The sequence below is a fragment of the Pseudomonas sp. NFACC42-2 genome (genome assembly GCF_900116055.1).
GTDB classification, from domain to species: domain Bacteria; phylum Pseudomonadota; class Gammaproteobacteria; order Pseudomonadales; family Pseudomonadaceae; genus Aquipseudomonas; species Aquipseudomonas marginalis.
Window position 1 is genome coordinate 152,485 of sequence record NZ_FOZO01000003.1, and the last position, 21,933, is coordinate 174,417.

Genomic DNA, 21,933 nt, shown 5'->3' on the forward strand with positions numbered 1-21,933 from the left:
GTAACCTCATTGCCCTGTCGAGGCGGTCTGTTGACCGCCCGCTGGGAATACGTTGCGTGTGCAAATTTTCGCTTCGACCTTCTGCGCGGCAGCGCCCGCTTCGGGGCCCTGCACTTCCACGGCCAGCAAGTTCTGCGAGGCCCAGTCTTCATCGGTGCGCAGTTCAAAGGCGAAACGCCCGTCTGTATCGGATGTTTCGGGTTTCTCGATCTTGATGTCCTCGTGGCGCCCGTTCATGTACCAGAGGGTGGCTTGCAAGGTTTTCACCGACGGGTCGGCGAAGCGGATATCAACCTGGTGATTGGCATTACGCAGGTCTTTGTTCGAACTGTTAACCAGCAATTCGTTCTTGCCGGGTTTCAATGTTGTGCTCGCGGTCATCTGCGCGGTCTTGCCTTCGCAGCCGTTGTCGAGCAGCGCCATCATCTGGCGGTAGATGGTCTCCTGGTCCAGGCGATACAGCGGCGAGAACTCCCAGATCAGGATTTTCGGCGGGCTCTTCTGGAATTCGTCGCTGCCCAGGTACTGGATCATCGAGCCTTCCAGGCCACCGCCGGGGAAGGCGACGTTGAGGATGTCGGCGCCGATTTCTTCTTCCAGGAACCCGGCAAAGTTGTAGTTCTTGCCGCTGTGGCTGGTGCCCACCAGGGTAATCTGCGGGTTGCCCGAATCGCCGAACAGGTCGCCGTCGCCGGCTTCGCCTTTCGGCTCGGTGGTGAACTGGTCCATGTACTGGATCGCGTAGCTGGTGCCGCACAGTTGCCCCGCCATGTTGTGCAGGGTGCCGGTCTTGCCCATGCGTCCGGAGCGCTTGGTCTCGAATTCGCGCTTGGGAATCTCGGCATATTCAGGCATCTGCTTAACCTTGGCCGCGACGATTTTCGCCGTGCGCTGGGCGCCGTACGGAGTCCAGTGCTGGTCGCCGCGGAAGTAGAAGTCGTGGGCCGGCAGTTCGTCCGGCAGTTGCTCGTTGGTCAACGGCGACAGGTCCGGCACCACGTAGCCCATCTTGGCGAAACGGCCGAGCATGGTCTTGTAGTTGCCCAGGGCCTTGTCGAAATCGAACGAGGCTTTTTCCGCGGGGTTGAGCTTGTTGCGGTTCACCAGGCCACGGGTCGGCTGGTAGACCACCACCAGTTCCACGCCCTTGGCCTTGAACGCGTCGTGCAGTTGTTGCATGCGCTTGTAGCCGGCCGGGCTGGTGTCGAATTCGGTGCGCAGGTCTTCCTGGGTACGGAACAGCCAGTCGCCCTGGGCTTGCACCAGGGTGGTGAAGTTCTGCTGGTAGCGCGTGGTGTAGTTCTTCGCGTCATGGGCGGCCGGGCACAGGCTGCAGCAGGGCTCGGCGGTGAAGGTCGGCGCCTTGATTTCGTCGGCGCGCACGCCCTGGCTGGCCGCGAGCAGGCCGAGGGTCAGACCCGAGAGGCTCAGCAGTTTGATCATGTGTGGGTGCATAAGGGTCATCCTCAGTCCTGCATTTCGGTCTGGCGTTCGACAGGGTCGATCAGCACGGCTTTCTGCTGGCGCACCAGCAGGTCGAGAATTTCTTCCTGGCGATCGCCCAGCACGCCGGAAAAGCTGATGCCGCTGGATTTGGTCGGCGCCAGCATCGACACGCGGTACAGCTCGATACTCAGTGGCGAGTCGATGGACAGCGGCCCGCTGCCGTTCCCCGCCAGTTCCCCGCCGACCACGATCAGCGAGACCTTGGCGTCGAACGGGTCGAGGGCGATGTCGCGGTCGGTGTCGGTCAAATCCTTGATGTGGCCGTACACGCCGGTCAGGCCGTTGGCCATGGAGGTGTTTTCGTACAGCTTGATGTTCACGCTGTTACGCACGCGGATGCCGTGGCGACGGTTGCTGATCACCTTGTTGCCCCACAGCAGGTTGTCGCCGCTCTCATAGAGGGTGATGCCGTCGGTGTGGTTGCGGTAGATCTCGTTGTCGGCGATCAGGTTATTCACGCTGTTACGGTCGATCACCAGGCCCGAAAGCTTGTTGTCGTAGCTGCGGTTGTTGAAGATGAAGCTGTCGTTCACTTCCCGGGAAATGATGATGCCGTGCTTTTTCTTGGTGCCGTAGACGGTGTTGTCCGCGATGATCAGGCCGTGGGAACGGTCATGGGGGTCAATGCCGTAGACGATGTTGTCTTTGTAGGTATTGCCCTTGATCACGAAGCCCGTGGTCTCGTAGCAGTAGAAGCCGTACCACATGTCCGAGAACTCGGAATCGATGATCCAGCCGGTCGGCTCAGGGCGCTTGAGCACCTTGGCCATGTTCGGCGTGTACTGGGAAATACTCACCCCGTACGACTTACTGTTGGCATAGCCGAAGCTGGCCATCTTGGTCTTGGAGACGTAAGTCTCGGTGCCGCCCCAGGCCAGCAGGAACGGGCGGAATTCCTTGGGCGACTTGAACAGCGCCGGGCCGTTGGCTTTTTCGTCCCAACCGGTGATCTTGGTGTCACGCACAAACAGCTGGCCGTCGTTGATCAGGAACGAACCGGCCTGCTGGGACAGGCGCAGCTCCTGGGTGTTTTTATCGATGTCCAGGATGCCCTTGCGCCCGACCACGATCGGCAACTTGGCCAGGAACACGCCCGGCGAAGTTTCGCTGAAGTACTGCTTGGGCACTTTGCCCAGCAGGTCCTTGAGGTTCATGTAGCCGTCGTCGACAAAGATCGCCTGGGGAATGCCGTGCTGGCGCACCACCCATTCGGCCATCTTGTTGTCGCCGCCGATAAAGTCCTTGAGGGCGTCTTCCTGCATCATGCGGCGGATGCTGATCTTGCCGGGCTTGGTGCGTACGATCTTCTTTTCCATCGCTGCGGCGGTGTAGCCCGACAGGTCCGGCAGGGTAGGCTTGGCCATTTCCAGCGGCGCGGTCGGCGGGCTGGAAATGGTGTAGGTCTTGGCCTGTTGCAGTTCCTTGGCGATGGTCGGCGCCTTGGCCGCCGTATCGGCAAACGCTGTGGCACTGGCCATCAGCATTGCCGCGACGAGTAGGCTTTGAGCATTCATTGCACAGGCTCCCATCAGAATTTCCAGATCACGTCGACAAACGCGCGATGCATGTACGAGTCGACCTGGCTGCCATAGGCATCACCTGGTTTGAACACACCGGCACGGAACCGCACCAGGGCTGACGGCTCGTCAACCGACTGGCTGAGCGCGGCCGGCAGCAGGCCTTTCTTGAAGTACTTGGTGACCACCAGGTCCATCTCCTGGCCCAGGTCTTTTTTCCCATCGGCCAGCGGCAGTGAGGTGCTGGCGACAATGTCACCGGCGGCATCAGTGGTGTTGTCCAGTGCCGCAATACCGTTGCTGCTGACCGGCTTGTTGCCGTCGACGCGCCAGAATTTGTGGTACACCAGGCTGGCGTCGTAGTCCTCGCGCAGCTGCCAGGAACCGAACAGGCTCATGGACTGCATGTTGTTCATCTCGCCGCGAAATGCTTCGCCGAAACGGTGCACGCGGGACTGGGTGCCGGTGAAGTTCGAGCGGTTGCTTTGCAGGCCGTTCTGTTCATAGTTTTCACTGGCGCGGGCGTAGGCTGCACCCACTTGCCACTGCGGATCGAGACGCAGGCGGATACCAATATCGGTGGCCCAGCCATTCACGTCGTCGCTGCGCTTGGCCTGGTCGGGGCGGCTGCCATCGGACTTCAATGCGTTGACTGTGTCGCGATCACCGCGCATGCCGGTCAGGCTCGCCCAGTAATTGACGGTGTTGGTGTTGCGCCAGTTGTAGGCGTCGCTGTTGGCTTCGATGCCGAGCCAGGTCAGGTCGCCGTTTTCGCGCTTGTCCAGCGAGTCGGTGGGCACGCCCGGTTCCGGGTAGTCGAGCTTGCCGTTGTCATGGGTGTGGTGGCCACGCAGGCCGATCCACTGGCCCGGCGTCCACTGGTAGGACGCGTCGGCGTAGAGGTGCTGACGGTCCTTGTCCTTGGGCGACAGTTCCTTGAGGTCGGTGCGGTATTCGCTGAAACGTTCGGCGACGCCGACGTTGGCCTTGAGCAGGGTGGTGTCGAAGGTCCAGTTCAGCGCTTCGATGTTGGTGTCGCGCCATTGGCCGTCGTCGTTGCGCAGGCGTTGGCGACCGAGCTTGAGGATCTCGCCGGGGTAGGGCGTGAAGCCGCTGTAGCCGACCCAGAACTCACGCATGGCCAGGTAGTTTTTCTTGGTCTTGCGGTCGTTGTTGGTGGTTTGCTGGTTTTCGTCATCCGCCGACTGTTGCAGGGTGTCGGTCTCGATGATGTCGCTCGAAGCAACCGCCTGGCCCATGGCGTAGGCGCTCCAGTTGCCGCTTTCGCCGTAGATCCACGGGCGCAGGTCGAGGCCGATGCCGTTGACGTCGCCGCCTTTCTGGGTGCCGAGGTCGCGGTCATCTTCGGACTGGCCGGTGACTTTGACTTCCAGGCCGAAATTCTTGGCTTCGGTCAGCGCGGCCAGGGTCGGGCACGACCACAGCAGGGCGAAGGTCAGGCCGATGCCGGCCTGCACGAATGGATTGAGCTTCATAGGGATTCCTCGCCGTCTTCTTCTTCCAGGGCGTGCAGTTGTAGCGTGCTCTGGGCCAGGGTGCCGCGGGCGGCCAGTTCCTGTTGCACCAGGCGTTGGCCTTGGGCGCGTTGTTCCGGTGTGAGCGGGGCTTCGAGCTGCGTGGCCAGGTCATTGGCCTCTGGCGTGCCCTGGGCTTTGGCCAATTGGCTGAAGACATAGGCATTCAATGGGTCGGGCTTGGTGCCCTTGCCTTGGGAAAACAATTGGGCGATGGCGAAGTCGGCGCTGTTCTGGCCGTTGCGCGCAGCGGTCAGCAGGTGGTCCAGGGCTTTTTGCGAATAGACCTGGCCCAGGTAACCACGGCGGTAGATCTGGCCGAGGTAATAGTCGGCAGCTACTTCGCGGCCCACGGCTTTCTGGAAGTGCGCTTCAGCCGCCTTGGCGTCCGCCGGCACCCACTTGCCTTCGTAGTAGAGCTTGCCCAGCAACAGCTCGGCGCGCGGCTGATCGGCGGCGCGGCCGTTGTCCAGGTACTTCATCATCTGGTCGACGTCGCCCAGTTCGGGGAAGTCGTAGAGCAGTTGCGCCAGGCTGACCCAGGAAGCGGGGTAGCCGGGGGCGATTTTTTCCAGCAGGGCCTGGGCGGTTTTCTCGTCGGTCTTGCCCAGCGTGGCGTCGCCCAATACGCGGGCGACGCTGTCGACGCGTTGGGCGGTGACGGTGCCGCGGCTGTAGCCGGCTTCCATCTGCTTGAGCAGTTCGGCCTGTTTTTCCGGCTCGGCTTTTTTCTGGTAGACCGTGGCCAGCTCGACATAGCAGATATCGGTGGTGTTCAGCGCGGCCTTGCAGATGCGCTCCACATCATCCAGATGCTGGTCGTAGGTGTCCTGGGTGCGATACAGCAGGACCTGGGCCAGGCCGGCTTCCGGGTAACCGGCGGCCTGCCACTTGCTGATCTGCTGCTGGGCATTCACGTTGGGGAAGCTGTGGGGGTATTGCAGGTACAGCATCGCCAGCGGGATCAGGGTGTTGCCTTCGCCATTGGCAAAGGCTTTTTTCAGCAGACCTTCGGCTTCATGGTGCTCGGCTTCGGTAGAGCCTGGCTTGGCCACCAGCAGCCGACCGAGGCGGGCCTGGGCGCGCGGCGAGGTATCCGCCGCGGCACGGTAGGTGGCCTCGGCCTGTTTGATTTGCGCCGGATCGCGGGTGCCTACCTGGATATCGGCCAGGCCCACCTGGGCCTCGCTGTAACCCAGTTCTGCCAGTTGCTGGTAATTCTGCTGCGCGGTGACGGTGTCGCCACGCTTGAGCGCTTCATTGGCCAGGCGTTGGTCGGGCAGGCCGGCGCAACCGGCGAGGGCAATGGCCAGCGCCAGGGGCACGGGCAGGGTTCGAAGGGCGCTCATGATTAAAGACCCGCAGCCATGGCTTTATCGATCAGCCAGTTCAGGGATGGGCCACGGTCGCTGGTCACTTCCACCGGGCGGCCGGCGTAGGCGCTGTCCAGCGGGGCGTCAGGCTTGATCTGTACGCGGATGTCGGAGGACAGGTCGGCGCTGTTCAGGCTGGTGCTGCTGACGATGGTGCCGGTGCGGGTCTGTTCTTCGTCGGCCACCTGGAAGCTCACCGGGGTACCTGGGCGCACGTCACCGAACTGGCGATAGGTAAAGCGAGCTTCGACGTTAGCCTGGCTGCCGCGTGGCACCAGTTGGAAGATCACGTCGCCTTTGCTGGCGTACTGGCCGTCGGCGACCAGTTGCTGGGCGACCACGCAATCACACGGCGAGGTGAGAGTGCCGGTCATTTGCTTGCCGAACAGCTCTTCGACCTTGGCCGGCTGCAGCTGGTCTTCGTCCAGGTGGCCCTTGAGCACATCCAGCATGCTGGTGCTGAAGGTCGCCAGTGGCGCGCCTTTGGCTGCAATCGCGTCACCCTTTAGCAGGCTTTGCACGGTGCCGTCGCGGGGCATGGTCACGTTCATGCCGGGCACGCTGACCAGGCCCGCCTGGGCGTGGCTGACGAAGTACATGCCGTACACCGATTTGAACACGAAGCCGAAGGCTGCCAGGCCGACGAGGAAGATCGCCAGGCTGAACGTCACGGCGCGCAGGCGACCGAAGGCGCTCATGTTGCTGCCGCTGTCCTTGACCTTGCGCGCCTTGGTGAAGTTGTCGCGTTGCAGGGTCGCCAGCACGTCACCCATGGTCACGATGTCGCCGGACAGGTGCGAGGTGATCAGGTGGCGCAGGGTGGAAATATCCTGGGCGTCGAGGTTCTGGAACTGGCAACCGGTGCGGCCGGTCTGGCGGTCGTAGGAGCGGATCTGCAGCTCTACGTCCATGGCCAGGCCGAGGTTATCGATGACGAACTGCAGGCGACCCTTGTGCACTTCACCCACGGTCAACGGCTGGGTGGCGGTGAAAGCCAGGCCGCCGGCGGACAGGTCGATCACCCGCGCTTCGGTCTGGGTGCGGTCAGTGTTGAAGAAGCGCAGCTTGGCCGGGATTTTGACCCGGGCATGTTGACGCTGGGCTTCGGACTCGTGGACAACGTTGGCGTTTACTTGGCTGTTCATGACGGTGTAATTCCTTGGTTAATTCAGGCTTGGCAGGGTCAGACCATCATCAGCAACACGGCAACGAAGATGCTGCCGGCGGAGAAGGTCATGGTCCGAGACGACCAGGTGTTGAACCAACGTTGAAAGCTGGCCAAATCGCGGGTCAGTTTGGTGTCCTGGCGGGTCCAGGACTGTTGATCAAGGCGGAAGAACACGTAGATCTTCACCAACGCGCCCATGATCTGGTTGTAATAGAGAATCGCCGGGTAAGCCGGGCCGATCTTGTGGCCGGAGCACGACAGCAGCAGGGTCAGGATCAGGCGGGTGATGCCGATCCACAGCAGGTACGCGAGGATGAACGCGCCGCCGTACTTGAAGGTGGCGATGATTGCCACGGTCAGGCCGAGCAGGGAGGTCCACATCGATACGCGCTGGTCGAACAACACGATGCTGGTGAACAGGCCCAGCCGGCGTACACCCAGGCCCAGGGCGCGGGAGTTCTGGCGCAGGTTGTTGCCGTACCAGCGGAACATCAGCTTGCGGCTCGCCTTGATAAAGCTCTTTTCCGGCGGGTGTTCCACGGTGTGGATCGCCGCATCGGGCACGTAGAAGGTGTCGTAGCCCAGGCGCATCAGGCTGAACCAGCTGGACTTGTCGTCACCGGTAAGGAACTTGAAGCGGCCCAGGCGCCAGTGTTGCAGCGAGTCGCTTTCCACGTCGGCGATAAAGCCCGGGTCAGTCACGACGTTGGCGCGGAACACCGACATACGGCCGGTCATGGTCAGCACGCGCTTGGACAGGGCCATGGAGCACATGTTGATGTGGCGCTGGGCGAAGCGCAGCTTGTGCCACTCGCTCATGATGTAACCGCCGCGCACTTCGCAGAATTCGTTGGTGGTCAGGCCGCCGACGTTGCCGAACAGCTGGAACCACGGCACGGTCTTGCGCACCACGCCTTCGGCGAGCACGGTGTCGCCATCGATCACGGCAACCACGGCGCGGTCGTCCGGCAGGTGGCGGGAGATGGCGCGGAAGCCGAAGGCCAGGCCGTCGCGCTTGCCGGTACCGGCGATACGCACGAAGTCGAGCTTGACGTGATCCGGCGGGTTCATTCGTTCCCAGAGGCTCTTGACCAGCAGCTCATCGGACATTTCCACCAGCGAGCAGACCACGGTGGTGGGGAAGCCGCATTCGATGGCCTCGCGAATCACCGAGCTGTAGACCTGCGCGGTGGTCAGCGCATCGATACGGAAGCTGGTGACCATCAGGAACACGTGGGACGGGTCGGCAGCCTTGCCCAGCTTGCGCACTTTACGGCGCAGGTGCGGGTAGACCACGTACAGGAACAGCATGCCGCGAAAGAAATGCGTAGCACCCATCGAGTAGCGCCAGATACCGACGGCGCCAATCAGGAAAATAAAATTCTTCGACTCGGAGTCGAACGTACTCGCCGGCAACAGCAGGGCGAGACCCATCAGCAGGCTCAGAAAGAACAGCCAGCCGGCGGATTGGAGCAGTACGTGTTTTAACTTGGACATAAGCGTCATCCGAAGGTGAAGAAGGCTTCGAGCTGCAAGCGCTGGGGATTGGTACGCCTGCAGCCCGAAACTTACCGTTGCTGTTACCAGCAAATGCCTTCGGTACGGCCTGTCGTACTGGTGGCCTTGGACATGAAGCCCACCAGGTCGATCACTTGCTTGCCGTGCGGTGCGTTCTGCGCCAGGGCACGGAACTTCTCGTCGCGGTTGCCGAGGATGATCACGTCGGAGTTGTTGATCACATCATCGAAGTCCGAGTTGAGCAGGGACGACACGTGGGGGATCTTGCCTTCGATGTAGTCCTTGTTCGCACCGTGGACACGGGCGTACTCGACGTTGCTGTCGTAGATGCTCAGGTCATAGCCCTTGCCGATCAGCATTTCCGCCAGCTCGACCAGCGGGCTTTCGCGCAGGTCGTCGGTACCGGCCTTGAAGCTCAGGCCCAGCAGGGCGACTTTGCGTTTGTCGTGGCCGGCGACGATGTCGAAGGCGTTCTGCACCTGGGACTCGTTGCTGCGCATCAGCGAGTTGAGCAGCGGCGCTTCCACGTCCAGGGAGCCGGCGCGGTAGGTCAGGGCGCGCACGTCCTTAGGCAGGCAGGAGCCGCCAAACGCGAAGCCTGGGCGCATGTAGTACTGGGACAGGTTGAGGGTCTTGTCCTGGCAGACCACTTCCATCACTTCGCGACCGTCGACGCCGACCGCCTTGGCGATGTTGCCGATCTCGTTGGCGAAGGTGACCTTGGTGGCGTGCCACACGTTGCAGGTGTACTTGATCATCTCGGCTACGGCGATGTCCTTGCGGATGATCGGTGCGTCGAGTTCTTCGTACAGCGACTGCAGGACATCGCCGGAGGCTTTGTCGAATTCGCCGATGACGGTCATCGGTGGCAGGTCGTAGTCGGCGATGGCGGTGGATTCGCGCAGGAATTCCGGGTTGACCGCAACACCGAAGTCGACGCCGGCTTTCTTGCCGGAGCAGTCTTCGAGGATTGGGATCACCACGTTGGCGACGGTGCCCGGCAACACGGTGCTGCGTACCACGATGGTGTGGCGGGTGGTCTTGTCACGCAGGACAAAACCGATCTCGCGGCATACCGATTCGATGTAGTTGAGTTCCAGGTCGCCGTTCTTCTTGCTCGGCGTGCCGACGCAAATCATCGACAGGTCAGTATCGCGGATGGCGTCGGCGAAGTTGGTGGTGCCGCGCAGTCGACCGTTTGCGATGCCCTGGCTCAACAGTTCGCCCAGACCCGGCTCGACGATCGGCGATTTACCGGCGTTGATCAGGTCGATCTTTTCCTTGGAGATGTCTACGCCGACCACTTCGTGGCCACGGGCAGACAGGCAACCGGCACATACTGCGCCAACGTAACCCAAACCAAATATGCTGATGCGCATCGCAATTACCTCTGTATTTAAATCATGCCATTAGATGGCCGGAGTTCATGTTTGCAAACGTCACAAATGCCGCGAAAGTTGGGCGAATAGACGCCGACTTGCCGCGTACAGGCATGTTGAATAACGAGTGACTAACTATTGCACTCAAGTTGTGCGCAACTTGGCCTTGTTATTGGGGCCTGCCCTGAAATGCAGCCAGCCTTCCTGGGAGAAGGGCCTGGCGCCAGTGCCGCAGGGCCTTGATAGAGGCTGTAAGCCTTTACGTATCAATGCCTTGGGTTGTCTCACTGACCCATTAGGGTAAGCACAGCCTTGGCCTTATAGTTCGTGGCAATGGATCCTTATCGCCGCTCTCAACTAATCGGTTGGTAATGTGACCACTGAGTCAAAGTTGAATATGACAACTTCGCTACTTCCGTTGGTCCGCCTTGTAAGTCATCTCCTACAGAAACAGAGAATTTCGTTACCGGTGGTATGAGCAGCGCTTCAGGGCGAAGTTCCTGGCCGCTCATCCTGTTTCCCGAAATTTCTTGAAATATAGGCAAAGATGGCACTGGTACTATATTGATAGCACTTGCTATCTGGGCCAGTAGTTACGGGTAGTTGGCGCGAAGGGATAGTTTTGTGCCACTAGTGTTTTAAAAAAGTGGTGCCACTACGAAAAAATTTTGGAAATGTCGAGTGAAAAAAATGTTAGGGATGTGTCGGGATATTTTTTGACGTCAAATAAATGACGATTCTTGGTGTGAAGCGCGGACAAAATGTGGGAGGGGGCTTGCCCCCGATGTCAGTGCATCAGTCGATAGATTCGTGACTGAACCACCGCAATCGGGGGCAAGCCTCCTCCCACATTTGGATTTCATTGTCTGAAAGAGGCGGGTACGGCCTTATTCCGGTGCATGATCGCGCAGGAACACCAGATTGTCCGGCTTGGACTGCTCCGCATTGAAGCGGTAACCCTGCACATCGAACTGCTTGAGCCTGGCCGGATCGTTGATGCGCTCTTCGATCACGAAGCGGCTCATCATGCCCCGGGCCTTTTTCGCGTAGAAGCTGATGATCTTGTACTGGCCGTTCTTCAGGTCCTTGAACTCGGTGTTGATGATCCGCGCGTTCAGAGCCGTGCGCTTGACCGCCGAGAAGTACTCGTTGGAGGCCAGGTTGAGCAGTACGTCGTCGCCTTGTTCGGCCAGGGCTTCGTTCAGCCACTCGCTGATGCGCGTGCCCCAGAAGGCGTACAGGTCCTTGCCACGGGCGTTGGCGAGTTTGGTGCCCATCTCCAGGCGGTACGGCATCATCAGGTCCAGGGGGCGCAGCAGGCCGTACAGGCCCGAGAGCATGCGCAGGTGGTCCTGGGCGTAGCTGAAGTCGGCATCGCTGAAGGTCTCGGCGTTGAGGCCGGTGTACACGTCGCCCTTGAACGCCAGCAAGGCCTGCTTGGCATTCTCGGGGGTGAAGGCCGGGGTCCAGCTGCCGAAGCGGGCAGCATTGAGGCCGCCGATCTTGTCGGACACGTGCATCAATTCGCTGATCTGCGCCGGGCTCAGTTCGCGCAGTTGCTCGATCAGCGCCTGGGAATGGTCCAGATACTGTGGCTGGGTAAAGCGCTGGGTCACCGCTGGGGTCTCGAAATCGAGGGTCTTGGCGGGGGAAATCACCATCAGCATGAAGTCGTCTCCTGTAATCGTGCGGGGATTCTAGGGGTTGGGGCGTTTTGACTCCACCTATGATGGCGATAGGCGCGATCCGCTATGATGGCCGACGACTCTGGAGAGGGAGACCCTGTGTGCGAATAGCGCTTTTGTTGTCGGCGTGCCTGCTGTGCCTGAATGCCCAGGCGGCGCCGGTGGATGTAGCCAGCCTGGACCGTGGCACCTGGCCGGAAAAACTCAGCAGTCCCGCACTGTTCGACGTGGCTTCGCGTGCGGAAATCCTGATGTTCGCCCACAGCCTGCTGGCCAGTGAATCCCAGGATGAAACCGCACTCAAGCAGCGCCTGGGCTTGAAGATCATCAACCTGGCGGCCATCGACGACCTGCGCCGCGAGCTGTGGCAGCGCCTGCTGGAGAACTACACGTTCGCCCAGCAGAGCTGCGAAGTCGACGCCTCGTTCTGCTACCTGGTGGAGAACATGGACGACCTGCGCGAGCAGGCCGGCAAGCTGGCGATCAGCGAAGACTCCTTCTATATAGGCTGGGCCGCCCCCAGCCATGCCTTCCACGAGCGTTATCTGGACGAACTGCTGCGCAAGGCCGCGCTGTTTCCGCAGATCAGCAGCGAAGTCGCGCGCTTTGGCGACCATGAACGCAATGGCGATGAGTTCAACGACCGCCTGTTCCTGCTGACCTTCGACGGCGGTCCGGCACCGGTCAGCGGCAACACCGACTGGCTCGCCGACTACCTGCGCAAGCAGAAGATGAACGCCACCTTCTTTGTCCTCGGCAGCAGCCTGCAAACCCGTGTGGAGCGCAGTTCCGCCGCTGAGGTGGAGGCGTTGTACCAGGGCCAGTGCGTCGGCACCCAGGGCTGGCAGTACCGTTCCCACAGTCATTGGGTGGACTGGCAGAGTTCCATCACCCGCAGCGCGCAGTTGGTGCAGAACCTGATGCCGGAAAACTACGTGCCGCTGTTCCGCCCGCCTTACGGGCAGCGGCGCGCGGACAGCCAGGGGTTCTTCCAGTCCCAGGGCTTGCAGGTGGCGTTATGGGACATCGATTCCCAGGACGAGCCGGGCAAGCTCAAGGCCGATGAGTCGGCGCAACGGGTGCTGACGTTGATGCTGTTGTGGCGCAAAGGCGTGATTGTGTTTCACGACACCCAGGACAAGGCGCGGGTGGCATTGCCGATGTTGCTGCAGGCAACGGCGCAAAGTGGGCTGGGTTGGCAGGACTGCCGGGAGGCGTTTCGTTAAAAGGATGAAGTGCCCGGCCCTGTTGGGTACGAGGCCTTTTTACGCTGATTTTGTGCGGCATTTCGATGCAGGCGGACTTCCGACTTTAACGGTGCATCGGGCACTCGGCTAGTGCTATTCGTCATCCTGAAAAATAAACTTCAAAAAAGCGTCAAAGTGCTTTTTCCTGTCATGGGTTTTGCGGTATTACGAAGTCAGATCGCCGAAACCTGCAACACAGGTGGCGTCTTCCAAGACTCCTCATGTGGGCACTGCGCTTGACGTCACTCAGGTGCAGTCGGTGGTCGAATCGAGGCGCAGCACTGTTGTGGTATTGCGTCGACTGGCTCCCACAAAGGTGACCGAGTATGGATGATCATGGACGTAACCCTTCTTCCGACCAGCCAATCCTTTATGTGCTTGATACCAATGTACTGATCCACGATCCAAACGCACTGCTTAACTTCGAAGAACACCACGTCGCCATCCCGATGATCGTGCTTGAGGAGCTCGACAAACTCAAAAGCGGGCACCACAGCGTGGCTGCCGAATGCCGCCAGGCCATCCGCCTGATCGACAAGACCCTGGGCGAAGCGTCACCCGAGGACGTTGAGGTCGGCGTGCCGATCCAGCGCGGCAAAAGCGGGCCCAAGGGCTTGCTGTCGATCCTGATGAGCAAGCGCAGCGAGCCCAACAGCCTGCTGCCGGAAAACCTGAACGACAACAAAATCATCAACCAATTGATCGACCTGCACGCTCGCGACAAGGACCTGCGCGTGGTGCTGGTGACCAAAGACATCAATATGCGCCTCAAGGCACGAGCGTGTGGGATCGCTGCCGAGGACTACAGTACCGACCAGCTGGTCGACGACGTGTCGATGCTGTCCCGTGGTTATCACATGATGACCGGCTCGTTCTGGGACCGTGTCAGCAAGGTCGAAACCCGTCAGGACCATGGCCGTACCTGGCACCAGGTACAACTGATCGACAATCTGCCGGCCGTGCATATCAATGAATTCATCGTCGACGAACAGGGCTTCGTGGGCTGGATCAAAGAGATCCAGGTCGACAAGCTGCTGATCCTTGACCTGCATCAGGAACCCCTGTTGCACCAGGAAGCCTGGGGCCTGAAACCGCGTGACATCTACCAGAGCCTGGCGCTGTATGCGCTGCTCGACCCGGACATCCACCTGGTCAACCTGACGGGCGCTGCCGGTTCCGGTAAAACCATCCTCGCCCTGGCTGCCGCCATCGAGCAGACCATGGTGACCAAGCGCTATCGCCGCATCATCGCCACCCGCTCCGTACAGGGCCTGGACCAGGAAATCGGCTTTTTGCCCGGTACCGAGGCGGAAAAAATGGAGCCGTGGCTGGGGGCGATCACCGACAACCTCGAAGCCTTGCACATGGATGACGAAAACACCCATGGCAGCGTCGACTACATCCTCAGCAAAGTGCCGTTGCAGTTCAAATCCCTCAACTACATCCGAGGTCGCAGCTTCCAGCAGAGCCTGATTTTGATCGATGAATGCCAGAACCTGACCCCGCACCAGATGAAAACCATCATCACCCGTGCCGGCGCCGGTTCCAAAGTGGTGTGCCTGGGCAACCTGGCACAGATCGACACCCCTTACCTGTCCGCGACCAGCTCCGGGCTGACCTACCTGACGGAACGCTTCAAGGATTTCCCGAACGGCGTGCATATCGCGCTGCAAGGGGTGCCTCGCTCGATTCTGGCTGAATACGCAGAGTCGCACCTGTAACCGTTGGAGCGGCGGTGCGTCGCACCGCTGCTCCCACATTTATTGCGTGTTGGGTTTACAATCGCCGCTCCTGATCAGGAGTATCCCTGTGCTGACTCATCTCGATTCCCAAGGTCGCGCCCATATGGTCGACGTCACCGACAAGTCCGTGACGTTCCGGGAGGCGGTGGCCGAAGCGCGGGTGCGCATGCTGCCCGAGACCCTGCAAATGATTGTCGACGGCGCCCATCCCAAGGGCGACGTGTTTGCCGTGGCCCGTATCGCCGGGATCCAGGCGGCGAAAAAAACCAGTGATTTGATCCCCCTGTGTCACCCGCTGATGTTGACCGGTGTCAAGGTCGAACTGAGTGCCGATGGCGCAGACTCGGTGCACATCGTCGCGCGCTGCAAGCTGTCCGGGCAGACCGGCGTAGAGATGGAAGCGTTGACGGCGGCCAGCGTCGCGGCGCTGACGATCTACGACATGTGCAAGGCCGTGGATCGCGGCATGACCATCGAAAACATTCGCCTGCTGGAAAAGCTTGGCGGCAAGAGCGGGCATTTCAAGGCGGATGGACAATGAGCATCAACGTACTGTTTTTCGCGCGTTACAGCGAAAAAATAGGCCTGGATTCACTTGAGATGGAAGGCGACTTCGCCACGGTCGATGCCGTGCGCCAGGCGCTGGCCGCTGATCCGAGCTTTGAAGTGCTCAACGAAACCAGCCTGATGTGTGCCCGCAACCAGGAGTTGTGCGCTCTCGACGAGCCGTTGCAGGCCGGTGATGAAGTCGCGTTCTTCCCGCCCGTGACCGGAGGCTGAACATGGCCATTCGTGTACAGGTCGAACCGTTTGACCCCGGTGCCGAGGTCAACGCGATGCATGCCGCGAATGTGGGCGTGGGCGCGGTGGTGAGTTTTGTCGGCTATGTGCGCGACTTCAACGAGGGGCGCGAGGTGTCTGGCATGTTCCTCGAACACTATCCGGGCATGACTGAAAAAGCCTTGGCCAAGATCGCCGTCGAAGCCGAGCAACGCTGGCCGCTGCTCAAGCTCGAAGTGCTGCATCGTATCGGTGCGCTGCAGCCGGGTGAGCCGATTGTGTTCGTGGCGGCCGCCAGCGCTCATCGCCAGGCGGCGTTCGATGCCTGTGCGTTTGTGATGGATTACCTGAAGACCCGTGCGCCGTTCTGGAAGAAGGAAAACACCAGTGAGGGTGCGCGCTGGGTGGAAGGGCGGGACAGCGACCACGCCGCAGCGGATCGCTGGAAGTAGCCAGCCGAACACAGAACCAAATGTGGGAGGGGGCTTGCCCCCTCCCACATTTTTATTGCATTTCAGCTTACGGGCGTTTGCGTTCTACAGCCCGCAGCAAGTGCGTCGGCGGTGTCTCGCAACTGATCTTGCGCCCCAGCAGCGTTTCGATGGAAGGCAACTGATACGAGTCATCCTCCCCGGCAAAGCTGATCGACACGCCCGCAGCCCCCGCACGGCCGGTACGGCCGATGCGGTGCACGTAGTCGTCCGGCACTTCCGGCAGGGTGAAGTTGATCACGTGGCTGATGCCGTCGATGTGAATCCCGCGCCCGGCCACGTCGGTGGCCACCAGCACGCGGATCTTGCCTTCGCGAAAGCCTTCCAGGGTCTTGATGCGCTTGTGTTGCGGCACATCGCCCGACAGTTGCGCGGCATTCACGCCATCGCGCACCAGGCGTTCCTCGATGCGGCGCACTTCGTCCTTGCGGTTGGCGAACACCATCACGCGTTCCCAGCCGTTGTCGTTGACCAGGTTGTAGAGCAGCTTGTACTTGTCGGCACCGGCCACGGCATAGATGTGCTGTTCGACGTTTTCGCTGGCGACGTTCAGCGCTTCGATTTCGACGATGGACGGCTCGGTGGTCCACTGCTTGGCGAGGTTCATCACGTCTTCGGTAAAGGTCGCGGAGAACAGCAGGGTCTGACGCTCGGCCTTTGGCGGGGTCTGGCGAATGATCTGACGCACTTGTGGGATGAAACCCATGTCGAGCATGCGGTCGGCTTCGTCCAGCACCATCACTTCGACCATGTCCAGGTGCACGTCGCCGCGCTGGTTGAAGTCCAGCAGGCGGCCGGGGGTGGCCACGAGGATGTCGCAGTGGCGGGCTTCGAGGTGCTTGAGCTGCTTGTCGAAGTCCATGCCGCCGACGAACGTCATGACGTTGAGGCCGGTGTACTTGGTCAGGTCGGCGGCGTCCTTGGCGATCTGCACCACCAGTTCACGGGTCGGCGCGATGATCAGTGCGCGCGGTTCACCCATGTAGCGTTCTTTCGGCGGCGGCGTTTGCAGCAGCTGGGTGATGATCGAGATCAGGAACGCGGCGGTCTTGCCGGTGCCGGTCTGGGCACGACCGATGGCATCTTTGCCGGCGAGGGTAAAGCCCAGTACCTGCGCCTGGATCGGCGTGCAGTACGGGAACCCCAGGTCCTGGATGGCGTGCATCAGTTCCGGGGCCAGGTCGAAATCGTGGAAGCGGGTCTTGCCTTCCTGGGGCTCGACGACGAAATCCTCGAGTTTCCACGGGATCACCGGCGGTTTGGGTGCGCGTTCCCGGCGAGGCTTGGGGGCGGGTGCGGCTTGCGTCTCGGGTTTTGCCTGTTCGGGCGGTGTCACCGTCGGCGTCTTCGGCTGGGCGACAGGTGCAGTCCGGCCTGGCTGTTGACCGTCATTGCGGCTGCCGGAGGCGGGGACAGGAGCACTGGGAACAGGCGCGAGCGGCTCAGCCTCGCTTTTGCCGAACATCTTCTTGAGTGCTTTGAGCACGGTGATCTCATTAATTGGTTAAGGAATGTACGCCGGCCAGTGTAATGCAAGAATCGGGCGCGGCGTAGTGCGTCTGTCATACGGCTACATAAACGTGGGGTTCAGCCCAGGCGAGCGGTCAACCAAGTCCCTATATCGTGTATCTCCTGGGGTAACACTTCGTGGCCCATTGGGTATTCCTGCCATGTCACGGTGACACCACGGGTTTTCAGATGCTCGTAGGCGCTGCGGCCCATGGCGTTCTGTACCACCTCGTCGTACTGGCCGTGCAGGCATAGCGTTGGAATGCGTTGTTGGCTGGCCGACAATTCGAGTTCGTCACTGAAGGTGGGCGCGTAGGTGGAGAGGGCGATGACGCCGCCCAATGGCCCCTCCCAATTCAGGAATGCGGTGTGGAAGACCACGGCGCCACCTTGGGAAAAGCCCGCGAGGAAAATTCGCGAAGCGTCTATTCCGGTTCTCTTCTGTACTTCGATCAGATCGGTCAGCATTTTTGCCGACACTTCCAGCTCTTCCAGGCTGATCGAGCGGGCCGGGCTCATGGCCTTGATGTCGTACCAGCTGGGCATCTCGTAGCCACCATTGATCGTCACCGGACGGGTCGGTGCCTGGGGCAATACAAAGCGGGTGGACAGCAAGCTTTCCTGCAGCGCCTCGGCCACCGGCAGGAAGTCGTAGCGATCGGCACCCAGGCCATGCAACCAGATGACGCAGGCGTCTGCGGGCTTGGCGGGCTGAAGAATCAAGGGTTCGGTCATGGTTGCTCCATATATGTGCGTGCGCTCCGATTGGGTGCGTCGGAACGGTGCGCGACTGGTTGATCTGTTAAGAGAATGTCGCAAGGTTGAATCTTTTTCTATTGACCAAGGGCTGAAACGACTCAGCCGCCACTCTGGTACGCGCCTTGCTATGTGTAGGTCGATGTCAGAACTTTCCTGGGACGGTAACACTATCAGTGACTGCCGCTTTCAGGATAGCCGCTGGAATTACCGCGAAAGCCTCATGCCGCTTGACCCTAAAAAAAGCCAACACGGGTCGATATCGCCTCATAAGGGTGCGCTGAGGTTGGAGCTTCGACACAACAAGAGCAACTGGAGGTTTGAATGAAGGTATTGAAATCCACCCTGGCCATCGTTTGCGCGGCGGCTGTACTGGGTGTCAGCGGTTTCGCCCAAGCCGGCGCTACTCTGGACGCTGTGCAGAAGAAAGGCTTTGTGCAATGTGGCGTGAGTGACGGCTTGCCGGGCTTCTCGGTACCGGATGCCAGCGGCAAGATCCTCGGGATCGATGCTGACGTTTGCCGCGCCGTGGCCGCTGCCGTTTTCGGCGACGCCACCAAGGTCAAATTCAGCCAGTTGAACGCCAAGGAGCGTTTCACCGCGCTTCAATCCGGCGAAGTCGACATCCTGTCGCGCAACACCACCATGACCAGCTCCCGCGATGCGGGCATGGGCCTGAAATTCCCGGGCTTCATCACTTACTACGACGGCATCGGCTTCCTGGTTAACAACAAGCTGGGCGTCAAAAGTGCCAAGGAACTGGACGGTGCAACCATCTGCATCCAGGCCGGTACCACCACTGAGCTGAACGTTTCCGACTACTTCCGTGGCAACAACCTCAAATACACCCCGATCACCTTCGACACCTCCGATGAAAGCGCCAAGTCGCTGGAATCCGGTCGTTGCGACGTACTGACCTCCGACAAGTCCCAACTGTTCGCCCAGCGCAGCAAGCTGGCCTCGCCAAAGGACTACGTGGTTCTGCCGGAAACCATTTCCAAGGAACCGCTGGGCCCGGTCGTGCGTAACGGCGATGACGAGTGGCTGGCCATCGTGCGCTGGGTGGGCTACGCCATGCTCAACGCTGAAGAAGCCGGCATCACGTCCAAAAACGTTGAAGCTGAAGCCAAGTCCACCAAGAACCCGGACGTTGCGCGTCTGCTCGGTGCTGACGGCGAATACGGCAAAGACCTGAAAGTGAAGAAAGACTGGGTCGTACAGATCGTCAAGCAAGTCGGTAACTACGGTGAAGTGTTCGAGCGCAACCTGGGCAAGAGCACCCCGCTGGAAATCGACCGCGGCCTGAACGCGCTGTGGAACAACGGCGGCATTCAATACGCACCGCCTGTGCGCTGATCGCTGATGGTTCTGTCACCCGGTGGGCCAACCGCCGGGTGATGTTCTGTTCCATTCTTTCCGGGGCACTTCATGCAAAAACAAATCGGCGCACCAAATCGGAAGCTCAGCTTCAGCGATCCCAAAGTGCGTGCGTGGCTCTTCCAGATCATCACGATTGTGGCGGTGATCTCGCTGGGCTGGTACCTCTTCGACAATACCCAGACCAACCTTCAGCACCGGGGCATTACCTCGGGTTTCGACTTTCTTGAGCGCAGTGCCGGCTTCGGCATCGCGCAGCATTTGATCGATTACACCGAATCGGACAGCTATGCCCGCGTCTTTGTGATCGGGCTGCTCAACACTTTGCTGGTGACCTTTATTGGGGTGATCCTGGCGACCCTGCTGGGCTTCATCATCGGCGTAGCGCGCCTGTCTCCGAACTGGATGATCAACAAGCTGGCGACCGTGTATGTGGAAGTGTTCCGCAACATTCCGCCGCTGCTGCAGATCCTGTTCTGGTACTTCGCGGTGTTCCTGACCATGCCGGGGCCGCGCAACAGCCATAACTTCGGCGACACTTTCTTTGTCAGCAGCCGTGGCCTGAACATGCCCGCAGCGCTGGCCGCTGACGGGTTCTGGCCGTTTGTGGCCAGTATCGTGGTTGCCATCGTGGCAATCGTGCTGATGGCGCGTTGGGCCAACAAGCGCTTTGAGGCGACCGGCGTACCGTTCCACAAGTTCTGGGCGGGCCTGGCGCTGTTTATCGTGATCCCGGCGTTGTGTGCCTTGATCTTCGGCGCGCCGCTGCACTGGGAAATGCCCAAGCTGCAGGGCTTCAACTTTGTCGGCGGCTGGGTACTGATCCCTGAACTGCTGGCGCTGACCCTGGCGCTTACCGTGTACACGGCAGCGTTTATCGCCGAGATCGTGCGTTCGGGCATCAAGTCCGTCAGCCACGGCCAGACCGAAGCTGCACGCTCCCTGGGCCTGCGCCCTGGGCCGACGCTGCGCAAGGTCATCATCCCGCAAGCCCTGCGGGTGATCATTCCGCCGCTGACCAGCCAGTACCTGAACCTGGCGAAGAACTCGTCGCTGGCCGCCGGTATCGGTTACCCGGAAATGGTTTCGCTGTTTGCCGGCACGGTGCTCAACCAGACCGGCCAGGCCATCGAGGTTATTGCCATCACCATGAGCGTGTACCTGGCGATCAGCATCAGCATTTCCCTGCTGATGAACTGGTACAACAAGCGCATTGCGCTGATCGAGCGGTGAGGAAACGCACATGAGTTCGCATACTTTCAAACCTGATATGCCGCCGCCGAGCAAAGTCTTCGGACCGATGGCCTGGATGCGCGCCAACCTGTTTTCCAGCTGGCTCAATACCTTGCTGACGCTGTTGGCGTTTTACCTGATCTACCTGGTGGTGCCACCAATCCTGCATTGGGCCATCCTCGATGCCAACTGGGTCGGCACCACCCGCGCCGACTGCACCAAGGAAGGCGCGTGCTGGGTGTTTATCCAACAGCGCTTCGGGCAGTTCATGTACGGCTACTACCCCGGCGACCTGCGCTGGCGTGTGGACCTGACCGTGTGGCTGGCCATCGTCGGCGTGGCGCCGTTGTTCATCTCGCGTTTCCCACGCAAGGCGGTCTATGGCCTGAGCTTCCTGGTGCTGTACCCGATCATCGCCTACTTCCTGCTCCACGGCGGGATCTTCGGGCTGACCAATGTGGCAACCAGCCAATGGGGCGGCCTGATGCTGACCTTGGTCATCGCCACCGTCGGCATCGCCGGTGCCTTGCCGCTGGGGATTGTGCTGGCCTTGGGGCGGCGCTCGAACATGCCGGCGATTCGTGTTGTCTGCGTGACCTTCATCGAGTTCTGGCGCGGCGTGCCGTTGATCACCGTGCTGTTCATGTCCTCGGTGATGCTGCCGTTGTTCCTGCCCGAAGGCATGGGCATCGACAAGCTGCTGCGGGCGTTGATCGGCGTGATCCTGTTCCAGTCGGCCTACGTGGCCGAAGTGGTGCGCGGTGGCTTGCAGGCGATTCCCAAAGGTCAGTACGAAGCGGCCGCAGCGATGGGCCTGGGTTACTGGCGCAGCATGGGCCTGGTGATCCTGCCGCAAGCCCTGAAGATGGTGATCCCGGGCATCGTCAACACGTTTATCGCGTTGTTCAAGGACACCAGCCTGGTGATCATCATCGGCCTGTTCGACCTGCTCAACAGCGTCAAGCAAGCCGCCGCCGACCCTAAATGGTTGGGTATGGCCACTGAAGGCTATGTGTTTGCCGCCCTGGTGTTCTGGATTTTCTGTTTTGGTATGTCGCGCTATTCCATTCATTTGGAACACAAGCTCGACACAGGCCACAAGCGTTAGGAGTTGATG

18 protein-coding genes are annotated in these 21,933 nt (G+C 60.5%); 8 read left to right on the forward strand and 10 right to left on the reverse strand.

Going from position 1 to position 21,933, the window contains the following annotated elements:
- Positions 1–6: 6 nt before the first annotated feature.
- The 8 genes from BM416_RS08030 to yaaA all read right to left on the reverse strand — a co-directional run bounded on the left by BM416_RS08030 (position 7) and on the right by yaaA (position 11,663).
- Complete coding sequence (locus BM416_RS08030) at positions 7–1,455, reverse strand: alginate O-acetyltransferase (RefSeq protein ID WP_092488028.1); 1,449 nt, start codon at positions 1,453–1,455, stop codon at positions 7–9.
- Positions 1,456–1,466: 11 nt separating this feature from the next.
- The gene (algG, locus tag BM416_RS08035; protein WP_092487125.1) at positions 1,467–3,035 is read right to left on the reverse strand and encodes a mannuronan 5-epimerase AlgG; all 1,569 of its coding nucleotides are present in this window, start codon (positions 3,033–3,035) and stop codon (positions 1,467–1,469) included.
- Positions 3,035–4,519, reverse strand: a complete 1,485-nt coding sequence (locus BM416_RS08040; protein ID WP_092487128.1) for an alginate export family protein — start codon at positions 4,517–4,519, stop codon at positions 3,035–3,037. The genes algG and BM416_RS08040 overlap by 1 nt, the downstream gene beginning before the upstream one ends.
- Positions 4,516–5,907, reverse strand: coding sequence for an alginate biosynthesis TPR repeat lipoprotein AlgK (algK, locus tag BM416_RS08045; RefSeq protein ID WP_092487131.1), 1,392 nt, complete (start codon positions 5,905–5,907; stop codon positions 4,516–4,518). The genes BM416_RS08040 and algK overlap by 4 nt, the downstream gene beginning before the upstream one ends.
- 2 nt (positions 5,908–5,909) lie before the next feature.
- Positions 5,910–7,076 (reverse strand): alginate biosynthesis protein Alg44, encoded by a 1,167-nt coding sequence (locus BM416_RS08050; protein WP_092487134.1) that lies wholly within the window; start codon positions 7,074–7,076, stop codon positions 5,910–5,912.
- A gap of 38 nt (positions 7,077–7,114) precedes the next feature.
- Positions 7,115–8,596, reverse strand: coding sequence for a mannuronan synthase (alg8, locus tag BM416_RS08060; protein ID WP_161985711.1), 1,482 nt, complete (start codon positions 8,594–8,596; stop codon positions 7,115–7,117).
- An 83-nt stretch (positions 8,597–8,679) separates the two neighbouring features.
- Positions 8,680–9,996, reverse strand: coding sequence for a nucleotide sugar dehydrogenase (locus BM416_RS08065; RefSeq protein ID WP_092487137.1), 1,317 nt, complete (start codon positions 9,994–9,996; stop codon positions 8,680–8,682).
- An 887-nt stretch (positions 9,997–10,883) separates the two neighbouring features.
- Positions 10,884–11,663, reverse strand: a complete 780-nt coding sequence (yaaA, locus tag BM416_RS08070) for a peroxide stress protein YaaA (RefSeq protein WP_092487140.1) — start codon at positions 11,661–11,663, stop codon at positions 10,884–10,886.
- Between the two features lie 119 nt (positions 11,664–11,782).
- Here yaaA and BM416_RS08075 point away from each other — a divergent pair, with 119 nt between their 5' ends.
- The 5 genes from BM416_RS08075 (at position 11,783) to moaE (ending at position 15,902) form a co-directional block, all read left to right on the forward strand.
- Positions 11,783–12,907, forward strand: a complete 1,125-nt coding sequence (locus BM416_RS08075) for a polysaccharide deacetylase family protein (protein ID WP_092487143.1) — start codon at positions 11,783–11,785, stop codon at positions 12,905–12,907.
- 347 nt (positions 12,908–13,254) lie between these two features.
- On the forward strand, positions 13,255–14,649 hold the full coding sequence (locus BM416_RS08080; RefSeq protein WP_005785025.1) for a PhoH family protein: 1,395 nt from the start codon (positions 13,255–13,257) through the stop codon (positions 14,647–14,649).
- An 88-nt stretch (positions 14,650–14,737) separates the two neighbouring features.
- Positions 14,738–15,211 carry a cyclic pyranopterin monophosphate synthase MoaC gene (gene moaC / locus BM416_RS08085; RefSeq protein WP_027604721.1) on the forward strand — a complete coding sequence of 158 codons (474 nt, stop codon included), beginning with the start codon at positions 14,738–14,740 and terminating at the stop codon, positions 15,209–15,211.
- Positions 15,208–15,450 (forward strand): molybdopterin converting factor subunit 1, encoded by a 243-nt coding sequence (moaD, locus tag BM416_RS08090; RefSeq protein WP_092487145.1) that lies wholly within the window; start codon positions 15,208–15,210, stop codon positions 15,448–15,450. The genes moaC and moaD overlap by 4 nt, the downstream gene beginning before the upstream one ends.
- Before the next feature lie 2 nt (positions 15,451–15,452).
- Positions 15,453–15,902 carry a molybdopterin synthase catalytic subunit MoaE gene (gene moaE, locus BM416_RS08095; RefSeq protein WP_092487148.1) on the forward strand — a complete coding sequence of 150 codons (450 nt, stop codon included), beginning with the start codon at positions 15,453–15,455 and terminating at the stop codon, positions 15,900–15,902.
- 67 nt (positions 15,903–15,969) lie between these two features.
- Here the strand turns inward: moaE and rhlB are convergent, their stop codons facing one another.
- Both rhlB and BM416_RS08105 read right to left on the reverse strand, forming a co-directional pair.
- A complete protein-coding gene (gene rhlB / locus BM416_RS08100) occupies positions 15,970–17,433 on the reverse strand; it encodes an ATP-dependent RNA helicase RhlB (protein ID WP_175539053.1) in 1,464 nt (487 codons plus the stop codon).
- 95 nt (positions 17,434–17,528) lie between these two features.
- Entirely contained in the window at positions 17,529–18,185 is a 657-nt protein-coding gene (locus tag BM416_RS08105; RefSeq protein WP_092487154.1) for an alpha/beta hydrolase, read from the reverse strand.
- Between the two features lie 345 nt (positions 18,186–18,530).
- On the opposite strand from BM416_RS08105, the gene BM416_RS08110 reads away from it, so the two are divergent.
- From BM416_RS08110 to BM416_RS08120, 3 genes are all read left to right on the forward strand, one after another.
- The gene (locus BM416_RS08110; protein WP_092487157.1) at positions 18,531–19,562 is read left to right on the forward strand and encodes an amino acid ABC transporter substrate-binding protein; all 1,032 of its coding nucleotides are present in this window, start codon (positions 18,531–18,533) and stop codon (positions 19,560–19,562) included.
- Between the two features lie 72 nt (positions 19,563–19,634).
- Entirely contained in the window at positions 19,635–20,816 is a 1,182-nt protein-coding gene (locus BM416_RS08115; RefSeq protein ID WP_092487160.1) for an amino acid ABC transporter permease, read from the forward strand.
- A gap of 10 nt (positions 20,817–20,826) precedes the next feature.
- Positions 20,827–21,924, forward strand: coding sequence for an amino acid ABC transporter permease (locus BM416_RS08120; protein ID WP_092487163.1), 1,098 nt, complete (start codon positions 20,827–20,829; stop codon positions 21,922–21,924).
- The last annotated feature ends 9 nt before the right edge of the window (positions 21,925–21,933 follow it).